We start from the raw sequence: 8,543 nt of genomic DNA on the forward strand, positions 1-8,543 counted from the left end.
TCCTTTACAGCCAGCGGTAAAGCCGGCCCGGATTAAACAGGCCGTCCGGATCCAGCGCCGCCTTGAGCCGGCGCTGTAGGGCCTGCATGGGGGCCGGCAGCCGGTGCAGCACCTCGCCGCTGCGGTCACCGCCCCGGTAAAGGGCCACCTGGCCGCCCGCCACCTCGGCCAGGGCTTCCAGCCCGGCCTGATCGAAATCGCCCCTGAGCCAACGCTGGCTGCCACCCCAGTCCAGCAGCCAGGCCGCCTCGGGCAGGGCATGAGCGGCGGTGGATCGCACCGAAAAACGCCACAGGGGCTCGTCTCCGGCGAAGAAAGCAAGCCGCTGCTCACGCAAGTCACGCCAGAAGTCATCGCCTTGCTCCAGCACCTCGCCCGGCCACTGGCGGGCCGTGCCCTGCACCGCGCCGGCGGCGCCGGACAGGCGCAGGTAAAGCCGGTTATCGAGCCAGCAGGCGGCGGTGAGTGGCCGGGGCTGCCCCGCCAGGCGGTTCATCTCGGCGATGGCCTCAGCCGCACCCAGCTCGCGCACCAGGGTGAGGCTGAGAGCGGGCCTGGGCATGACCTTGAGGCTCACCTCGGTCATGATCCCCAGGGTGCCCATGGCGCCGGCCTGCAGCCGGGACACGTCGTAGCCGGCCACGTTTTTCATCACCTGGCCGCCGAAGCGCAGCAGCTCTCCCCGGCCATTGATAAGCTTGAGCCCCAGCACCTGATCCCGGATGGAACCACACCAGGGCCGGCCCGGTCCCGACAGGTGGCAGGCCAGGGTTCCCCCCAGTGTCGCCCGGCCATCGAACAGCGGCGGTTCGCAGGCCAACATCTGGCCGTGTTCGGCCAGGGCCGCATCGATCTCGGCCAGCGGAGTGCCGGCGCGGGCGGTCAGCACCAGCTCCACCGGCTGGTAACTGACAATGCCCCTGTGGCCGGCCAGTTCCACCGGCTCACCTTCGACGGCGCGGCCCATAAAGGCCTTGCTGTTGCCGCCCACCAGGTTCAGCCTGTGGCCATCGGCCCGGGCCTGACGCACCCGTTCGGTCAGTTGCGAGGTCAAATCCTGCATCAGTGCACCTCCTTGTGATCCAGCGAGCGGTATTCCTGGCAGTGCTTGAGCAGGGGGATGCCCTTGCCCGGATTGAGGGTGCCGAGCGGATCGAAGGCCGCCTTGATGGCGTGGAACTGGGCCAGCTCCTGTTCGTTGAACTGCACCGCCATCTGGCGGATTTTTTCGATGCCGACACCGTGTTCGCCGGTGATGCAACCGCCCACCGCCACGCACAGTTCCAGGATCTTGCCGCCGAACTCCTCGGTTTTCTCGAATTCGCCGGGCACATTGGCGTCGAACAGGATCAGCGGATGCAAATTGCCGTCACCGGCATGGAAGACGTTGGCCACCTGCAGGCCGTAGTGCGCCGACATCCGTTGCATTTCGGTCAGCACATGGGCCAGCTGGCCGCGGGGAATGGTGCCGTCCATGCAGTAGTAGTCGGGCGAAATCCGGCCCACGGCGGGAAAGGCCGACTTGCGCCCCTTCCACAACAAGGCGCGCTCCGCTTCGCTCTGGGACACCCGCAACGAGACAGCCCCCCGGTCACGAAAGATGGTTTCCACTTGTTCGATATACTCCCATACTTCTTCCGCGGTACCGTCCAGCTCGCACAGCAGCAATGCCTCGGCCCCGACCGGGTAACCGGCCCCGGCAAAGGCCTCGGCGGCAGCAATGGCGTGGCGGTCCATCATTTCCAGCCCGGCGGGAATGATGCCCTCGGCGATCACCGCCCCCACCGCATCACCGGCCTGCTGGACGCTGTCGAAACCGGCCATCACCACCTGGGCCCGCTCCGGCAACGGCAGCAGCTTCACCGTGACTTCGGTGACCACCCCCAGCAGCCCTTCCGAGCCGGTCAACAGCGCCAGCAGATCCGGGCCCTGGCAGTCCAGACCGTCGCTGCCCAGCATCAGCCGCTCCCCCTCGACGGTCAGGATTTCGACCTTGAGCAGGTTGTGCACGGTGAGTCCGTACTTGAGGCAGTGCACGCCACCGGAGTTTTCCGCCACATTGCCGCCTATAGTACAGGCGACCTGGGAAGAGGGATCCGGCCCGTAATAAAGGCCATGGGCCGCCGCCGCCGTCGCTCCGGCGCTCATCTTGAAAAGGAATTGAAGCATGATATCCAACACCCTGTTAGCCTTGCTCGCGTTCTCGCCGATACTGCTGGCGGCCGTCCTGCTGCTGGCGCTGCAGTGGCCCGCCAAAAAGGCGATGCCCTTAGCCTTCGGGCTGACCGTCGTCATCGCCCTGTTCGTGTGGGACATGTCGGCTACCCGTATCCTTGCCTCCAGTCTGCAGGGCATCGTCATGTCGTTGTCCCTGTTGTGGATCATTTTCGGCGCCATCTTGCTGCTCAACACCCTGAAGCATATCGGTGCCATTGCCGCCATCCGCAATGGCTTTACCGCCATTTCCCCCGACCGCCGGGTACAGGCCATTATTGTCGCCTGGTGTTTTGGCTCCTTCATCGAAGGTGCTTCCGGCTTCGGCACCCCGGCGGCGGTGGCCGCCCCCTTGATGGTGGCGCTCGGTTTCCCCGCCCTGGCGGCGGTGCTGATGGGCATGATGATCCAGAGCACACCGGTTTCCTTTGGCGCCGTCGGCACCCCCATAGTCGTGGGTGTCACCGGTGGTCTCGACACCCAGGCCATGGCGCCGGGCCTGGCCAGCGCCGGCGCCGGCTCCGACTGGGCCGCCTACCTGCAACTGGTTACCGGCAATGTCGCCGTGCTCCACGCCATTACCGGCACCCTGATGCCGGTACTGATGACGGTCATGCTGACCCGCTTTTTCGGCCGCAATAAAAGCTGGAAAGAAGGACTGGACATAGTGCCCTTCGCCCTGTTTGCCGGCCTGGCCTTCACCCTGCCCTACGCCCTCACCGGCCTGTTGCTGGGCCCGTAATTTCCCTCGCTGATCGGCGGACTGATCGGACTGGCGATAGTGGTGACGGCGGCGCGCAAAGGGTTTTTGATCCCCGCCAGCCACAGGGATTTTCCGGAAGAAAAGGACTGGCCCGCCGAATGGCTGGGTTCGGTCAAGATCGACACCGGCAACCTCAAGGGACGGCCCATGGGCCTGGCGCTGGCCTGGTTCCCCTATGTGCTGCTGCCTGCGCTGCTGGTATTGAGCCGGACCAATGACACCGTCAAGGGCTGGCTCAACAGCCTGAGCTTCAACTTCAACCACATCCTCGGCGAGGCGGGCGTGAGTGCCGGCATCCAGCCGCTCTACCTGCCCGGCGGCCTGCTGCTGCTGGTGGCGCTGATTGCAGCCCTGCTCCAGTCCCGCTCCCTCACTCCCCTGGGCAAGGCCATCGGCGAGTCCGGCAAAACGCTGGTCGGGGCCGGCTTCGTGCTGCTGTTTACCGTGCCCATGGTACGCATCTTCATCAATTCCGGAGTTAACGCCGCCGATATCGCCAGCATGCCGGTAATGACCGCCAACTTTGCCGCCGAGCTGATGGGCGGCCTTTTCCCCGCCGTGAGCGGGGTGATCGGCGCCCTGGGGGCCTTTATCGCCGGCTCCAACACCGTGTCCAACCTGATGCTGGCCCAGTTCCAGTTCGAAACCGCTCAGGCCCTGGGGCTGTCTACCGCCATGATGGTGGCGCTGCAGGCGGTGGGCGCTGCCGCCGGCAACATGGTAGCCATCCATAATGTGGTGGCGGCCTCGGCCACCGTCGGCCTGCTGGGACGGGAAGACACCACACTGCGTAAAACGGCACTGCCGACCCTCTACTACCTGGTTGTGCTCGGGTTGCTCGGCATGGGCGCCATCTACCTGCTGGGGGCTTCGGAACCGCTGATGGTCACCGCCGGCTGAGCCCGAAAAAACCAACAAAAAGCCCCCTCCGGCCAGGGCCGGCGGGGGCTTTTTATTTTGATGGAGTTAGGATCAGCCGGCGATCCGGGGCCGCACACCCAGGGTATGGCAGATGGCGTAGGTCAGCTCGGAGCGATTCAGGGTGTAGAAATGAAAATCCTTCACCCCTTCCTGGCTCAGCACCCGGACCTGATCGATGGCAATGCTGGCGCCTACCAGGTTACGGGTGTTCTGATCGTCCTCCAGCCCGTGAAAGCGCTGGTGCATCCAGCCCGGGATCTTGACGTTGGAGAAACCGGCAAATTTGATCAGGGTCTGGTAGTTGGACACCGGCAGTATGCCCGGCACGATTTCCACGTCGATACCTATGGTCACGCAGCGATCGCGAAACCTCAGGTAGGACTCAACATCGAAGAAAAACTGGGTGATGGCCCGGTTGGCACCCGCCTCGACCTTGCGCTTGAGGTTGAGCAGATCGGCCTGGGCACTCTTGGCCTCCGGGTGCACCTCGGGGTAGGCCGCCACCGAGATATCGAAGTCGGCTTCCTCCTTCAGCAGGCCCACCAGATCGGCGGCGTACATGTCCGGCTTTTCCATGCCCTGGGGCAGGTCGCCGCGCAGTGCGACTATCTTGCGGATACCGCTGTTCCAGTAGTCCCGGGCAATGGCGCGCAGCTCGTCACGGCTGGCATCGATGCAGGTCAGGTGCGGGGCCGCCACCAGGCCGGTCTTGTCCTGGATGTCCTTGATCACCTTGTGGGTACGATCCCGGGTGCCGGAGTTGGCGCCGTAGGTCACGGAGACAAACTTGGGCGCCAGCGTTTTCAACCGTTCGATGGAGTGCCACAGGGTCTGCTCCATCTGCTCGCTGTTGGGCGGAAAGAACTCGAAAGATACATTGATATCGCCGTTCAGTTCGGCCAGCGACTGGTTGAGCGCCTCGACGTGACGCGCGCTGTGAAAACCCATGATTGTCTCCTGATGACTAATAATTAACGTGATTCATTCATGCCTTGATGCTGGCTCGGGCCGCGCGGATTTCTTCCCAACAGCGGCTCGCCGCCGAAAAGCCTTCTCCACCCCAAGAGCACATTGCAATTGTCGGCGATGGCCGACAGGGGGAAACCCCGGGTTGCGTGGCAAAAACATGATTCTCTCCGTGCCCTCATCGGCAACAAAGACGTTTAGACGTCCGAATGGCTGTATATTTACACGTCTGAACTTTCGCAGGCAAGGAGTTCCTTGAAAAAAGTGACAAACTCTAAGTCGTTAGCACTTAAAAGCACATATGGAAGAGAGGAACTCCCGCCGGCGGGAGTTATGACCAAAACCGGGCAACAAGGAGAAAACAGCGGCGGGATCGGTCGCCCGATCCCGGAAGGCTCAGCGTACGCCCTGCTCGGCCAGCACCTGGGTGATGATGGAGATGGGGCTGTGCAAATGCTCGCGCATCATGGCCGCAGCCTGGGGGTTACGGGCCAGTATGGCGTCAAGCAAGGCCTGGTGTTCCCGCTGTTTTTCCGCCAGCGCCTGCTCGCTGAATACGGTGCGTTTCAGCCAGAGATGGCGATAGCGGGCAGCCTGGTCCATCAGTGTCTGACGCACCACCAGCAACTGGGGTGAACGACAGCCGGCAGCCACCGCCCGGTGAAACGCCTGGTGGCGGGCATCCCACTGGTTCAGTTGATCTTCCACCGAGTCCAGGTGGGTCACCTTGGCCAGGGCATGATGGGCCGCCACCACCCCTGCCTCCCACAGATCGTCCCCCCGGGCCATGGCCAGCTCCACAATCAGGCCTTCCAGTTGGGCCCGGGCATCGTAGATGTCTTTCAGCTCGGCCACCGACATGGGGCTGACCCGGAAGCCGCGCTGGCTCTCGGCGGTGACCAGCCGCTCCGACACCAACTGGGACAAGGCTTCCCGCAGGGGACTCACGCCCAGGCCATAACGACTTTTGAGGGTGCTCATCAGCAGCTTTTCGCCCGGGCCGAAGTGGCTTTGGATGATGTCCTCTTTCAATTGCTGGTAGGCGGTGCGCGCCAGGTTCTCGCGTGGCGCCTCTGGGTTGCTCATGCTCGGTTCCTGCATCGATGTAGTGGGCCGATTATAACGAAATTGCTACGGAGATCATAAAATCAGCACCATTCATTGACAAAAATCAAAAATGTCGACATTTTATAGATACAGCGACATTAACTCGCTCTGACACCCACACGTGAGATAAAAAGGAAGCCATCATGTCCAACGTTGCCACCGCCGACTTCGTCAACCACAAATACCAGGGCTTCAGCCTGGCGCCGTCTGCCCAGTCCGACCGCCTGCTGGAGCTTCGCTTCGACGAGAAAACCGTCAAGTCCTTCCTCGACGCCACCGCCGAATGGCCGATCCAGGCGCTGGAATACAAGTCCTTCCTGCGTTTTCGCGTGGCCCAGGTCCTCAACGATCTGTGCGGCCAGGCGCTGCAGCCGCTGCTGATCAACACCCTGGTCGACCGCAACACCGGCGCCCTGCTGATCACCCCGGAAGGCCTGAACCAGGTGGAGCAGGCGGAAGACATGGTCAAGTTCACCACCGCCGTGGCCCACCTGTTTGGCCGCTCCAACTTCGACGCCATGAGCGGCCAGTATTACGCCCGCTTTGTGGTGCAGAACCAGGACAACTCCGACAGCTACCTGCGCCAGGCCCACCGGGTGATGGAGCTGCACAACGACGGTACCTTCGTCGAGCAGGACACTGACTATGTGCTGATGCTGAAAATCGACGAGCAAAACATGGAAGGCGGCAACTCCCTGCTGCTGCACCTGGACGACTGGGAACACCTGGAGCGCTTCTACGCCGATCCCATGGCCCGCCGGGTGATGCGCTGGGCCGCACCGCCCAGCAAGAACACCACCAAGGACGTCTATCACGCCGTGTTCGACACCGATCGCAGCGGCCAGCCCATCATGGCCTACATCGACCAGTTCGTGCAGCCCAAGAACTACGAAGAGGGCGTCTGGCTGGCGGAACTGTCCGACGCCATTGAGACCAGCACCAAACAGCTGTCGGTGCGGGTACCCACCGGCTCCTTCCTGCTGATCAACAACCATTTCTGGCTGCACGGTCGCGACAAGTTCATTGCCCACGAGGGCCTGCGCCGGGAGCTGATGCGCCAGCGCGGTTACTTCACCCATGCCAAGACCCTGAAGAACCCGAGACAGGGCTGACAAGATTGACAAGGTGCCGGCCATGGCGGCACCTTGGTGCACTAACAAGGCAACTTACGCCGGGGCCCGTCTCCGGCTTTTGCCTCTCTAACTACAGGTGGACAGAGCAGTGTTTGATTTCATCATCATCGGCGGCGGCATCGTGGGCATGTCGACCGCTTGGCAACTGAAAAAGACCTACCCCGACAGCAGCATGCTGCTGCTGGAGAAGGAGTCGGGCCCGGCACGGCACCAGACCGGCCACAACAGCGGCGTAATCCACGCCGGCGTCTACTACACCCCGGGCATCCTCAAGGCCAAGTTCTGCCTGGAAGGCAACCGTGCCACCAAGGACTTCTGCCGCGAGCACGACATCCCCTTCGACGAGTGCGGCAAGCTGCTGGTCGCGACCAACGAGCTGGAAATGGATCGGATGAAGGCCCTGTGGGACAGGAGCGAGGCCAATGGCCTGGAACGCCATTGGTTGAGCGCCGCCGAGCTGAAGGAGCGCGAGCCCAATATCACCGGTATGGGCGGCATTTTCGTGCCCTCCAGCGGTATTGTCAGCTATACCCAGGTGACCGCGGCCATGGGCCGGGAATTCGAGCGCCTGGGTGGAGAAATCCGCTATAACACCGAAGTGACAGGGCTTAAGGAAGAGACCAGCCAGGTGGTGGTACAGACCAGCCAGGGCGAAGTCCAGGGTAAATACCTGGTATCCTGCTCCGGCCTGATGGCCGATCGGGTGGTACGCATGCTGGGCATTGAGCCCGAATTCAAGATCTGCCCCTTCCGCGGCGAGTACTACCTGCTCAAGCCCGAGCACAACCAGATAGTCAACCACCTGATCTACCCCATCCCGGATCCGAACATGCCCTTTCTCGGCGTGCATTTAACCCGGATGATCGACGGCACCGTCACCGTGGGCCCCAACGCGGTCTTGGCGTTCAAGCGGGAGGGCTACAACAAGAGTGATATCTCGCTGAAGGATACCCTGGAAATGTTCACCTACCCGGGCATCCTCAAGGTATTGATGAAAAACCTGAAGCCGGGCCTGATGGAAATGAAGAATTCGCTCAACAAGGCCGGTTATCTGGAGCTGGTGCGCAAATACTGTCCCAGCCTGAAGGTAGAGGACATGACGCCCTATCCCGCCGGGATCCGTGCCCAGGCGGTGTCGAAGGATGGCCGGCTGGTGGACGATTTCCTGTTCGTCAACACCAAGCGTACCATCAACGTCTGTAACGCCCCTTCCCCGGCGGCCACCTCCGCTATTCCCATCGGCGGCTATATCGTCGACAAGGTCAGGGAGCAGGTGGAACTGCCCGCCGCCGTGGCCTGAGCCCATGGTGTAAAATATCGAGTAGGGTGAGGCGTTACCGCCTCATCCCTCTCACAGAACCGTACATACGGGCCACGTATACGGCTCATGCCATTAACTTACCCCGAACTCGGGGACAGTGATGCCGGTTTTGACCTTC

6 protein-coding genes and 1 pseudogene are annotated in these 8,543 nt (G+C 62.4%); 3 read left to right on the top strand and 4 right to left on the bottom strand.

Features of this window, described 5'->3' with window-relative positions; genetic code table 11:
• Positions 1–4: 4 nt before the first annotated feature.
• Together glcE and C7I36_RS10315 are read right to left on the bottom strand one after the other, a co-directional pair.
• Positions 5–1,063 (bottom strand): glycolate oxidase subunit GlcE, encoded by a 1,059-nt coding sequence (gene glcE, locus C7I36_RS10310; RefSeq protein WP_106453636.1) that lies wholly within the window; start codon positions 1,061–1,063, stop codon positions 5–7.
• Complete coding sequence (locus C7I36_RS10315) at positions 1,063–2,169, bottom strand: FAD-linked oxidase C-terminal domain-containing protein (RefSeq protein WP_245880090.1); 1,107 nt, start codon at positions 2,167–2,169, stop codon at positions 1,063–1,065. Before C7I36_RS10315 ends, glcE begins: the two co-directional genes overlap by 1 nt.
• On the opposite strand from C7I36_RS10315, the pseudogene C7I36_RS10320 reads away from it, so the two are divergent.
• Positions 2,168–3,877, top strand: a pseudogene (locus C7I36_RS10320) (L-lactate permease). The gene C7I36_RS10315 and the pseudogene C7I36_RS10320 sit on opposite strands and share 2 nt — an antisense overlap.
• A 72-nt stretch (positions 3,878–3,949) precedes the next feature.
• Here the strand turns inward: C7I36_RS10320 and metF are convergent.
• Positions 3,950–4,846: a methylenetetrahydrofolate reductase gene (gene metF / locus C7I36_RS10325; RefSeq protein ID WP_106453637.1), complete on the bottom strand. Its 897-nt coding sequence runs from the start codon at positions 4,844–4,846 to the stop codon at positions 3,950–3,952.
• A gap of 414 nt (positions 4,847–5,260) precedes the next feature.
• Positions 5,261–5,950, bottom strand: coding sequence for a DNA-binding transcriptional regulator CsiR (gene csiR, locus C7I36_RS10330; RefSeq protein ID WP_106453638.1), 690 nt, complete (start codon positions 5,948–5,950; stop codon positions 5,261–5,263).
• A 164-nt stretch (positions 5,951–6,114) separates the two neighbouring features.
• Between csiR and glaH the strand changes: the two genes are divergently transcribed.
• Positions 6,115–7,083, top strand: coding sequence for a glutarate dioxygenase GlaH (glaH, locus tag C7I36_RS10335; protein ID WP_106453639.1), 969 nt, complete (start codon positions 6,115–6,117; stop codon positions 7,081–7,083).
• 109 nt (positions 7,084–7,192) lie between these two features.
• Positions 7,193–8,404 carry an L-2-hydroxyglutarate oxidase gene (gene lhgO, locus C7I36_RS10340; protein WP_106453640.1) on the top strand — a complete coding sequence of 404 codons (1,212 nt, stop codon included), beginning with the start codon at positions 7,193–7,195 and terminating at the stop codon, positions 8,402–8,404.
• The last annotated feature ends 139 nt before the right edge of the window (positions 8,405–8,543 follow it).

This window comes from Zobellella taiwanensis (genome assembly GCF_003012795.1).
Lineage (GTDB): Bacteria > Pseudomonadota > Gammaproteobacteria > Enterobacterales > Aeromonadaceae > Oceanimonas > Oceanimonas taiwanensis.